The sequence below is a fragment of the Kribbella sp. NPDC003557 genome (assembly GCF_040610805.1).
In the GTDB taxonomy this organism is placed as follows: Bacteria; Actinomycetota; Actinomycetes; order Propionibacteriales; family Kribbellaceae; genus Kribbella.
Genome location: NZ_JBEXMY010000023.1, coordinates 1 through 1,352 on the forward strand (window position 1 = coordinate 1; position 1,352 = coordinate 1,352).

Genomic DNA, 1,352 nt, shown 5'->3' on the forward strand with positions numbered 1-1,352 from the left:
TGAACCGTCCCGGGTTTGGTGCACCCTCGGTTATGTGTGGACGACCGGTCGGTCGTCTCGGGTTTGTGCATAGTAGTCGGCCTCGGCTTCGGCGGGTGGGCGTCGGTCGAGGCGGTGCATGAGCCGGCTGGTGTTGTACCAGTGGACCCAGGCTGCGGTGATGGCCTCGAGGTTGGCGAGGCGGGTGAGTGGTCCGCGGCGGAAGGGTGAGTCGTCGCGGATGCATTCGGTCTTGTAGAGCCCGATGGTGGTCTCGGCCAGGGCGTTGTCGTAGGCGTCGCCGACGGTTCCGATCGAGGGGCTGAGACCGTGCAGTTGCAGGGTCTCGGTGAAGTGCAGCGAGGTATATTGCGACCCCGCGTCCGAGTGGTGAATCGCCTTGTTTTGCAGAGGTTTCCTTTCTCTGAGGCGCAGTTCGGCAGCCTGTCTGATGGCGCGTTCGACGAACGCGGTGTGCTTGGACATCGAGCACTCCCAGCCGGCGATGAAGCCGGCGAAGGCGTCGATCACGAACGCGGTGTAGGCGAACGCGCCGCTGGCCAGCCGCACGTAGGTGAAGTCCGCGACCAGCAACCGGTTCGGTGCCGGCACCCGGAACTGGCGGTTGACCAGGTCTGGTGCCCGGTCCGCGGCCGGATCCGGGATCGTGGTGCGTGGCTTCTTCGCGCGGGTCGCACCCCGCCAGCCGTTCGCCTTCATGAGCCGCTCGACCGTGCAGCGCGCCACCTCGACGCCCTCGCGGTTCAGGTGGGCCCACATCTTCAGCGACCCATACAGCGACTCCGGCGGTCGCCGGCCGTGCTCGTCGGGTTTGTAGTACCCGGCCAGCACCTCGGTCACCGTCAGCTCCCACAGCGCGCGTTTCGACGGCGCCCGCCGTGCCCAGGCGTAGTAGGTTCCCGGGGCGATCGTGCAACCGTGCGCACTCAGCGCACGGCAGATCGGAGCGACCCCGAACCGAGCCCTGTGCTCGGCGATGAACCGGCAGATCAGCGCTGTCGCGGGTCGCTCTCCCGCACGAAGAAACTCGTCGCCGCCTTGAGGATCTCGATCGTCTGTTCCAGTTCGGCGTTCTTGCGCTTCAGCTCCCGGTTCTCCCGGGCCATCTGCGAGGACACACCCTCGGCCTCACCGGCGTCGACCGCGGCCTGGCGAACCCATCGCCGCAACGTTTCCGGTGTCATCCCCAGCCGGCCCGCCACCGTGCTGATCGCCTCCCACTCACTGGCGTAGTCACCACGGTGATCGGTCACCAACCGAACCGCCTTGGCCCGGGTCTGCGCGTCGTACTTCCTCGGCATAGATGCCACCTTCCCAACGAAGGAGGTGTGCATCAAACCCGGGGTGGTTCA

1 protein-coding gene is annotated in these 1,352 nt (G+C 66.7%); it reads right to left on the reverse strand.

The window, feature by feature from the left end:
• Positions 1-30 precede the first annotated feature (30 nt).
• A protein-coding gene (locus ABZW60_RS41530) for an IS3 family transposase (RefSeq protein ID WP_355486186.1) occupies positions 31-1,301 on the reverse strand; the annotation gives its coding sequence in 2 pieces (ribosomal slippage) (positions 31-1,028 and positions 1,028-1,301; 1,272 coding nt in all).
• Positions 1,302-1,352 lie beyond the last annotated feature (51 nt).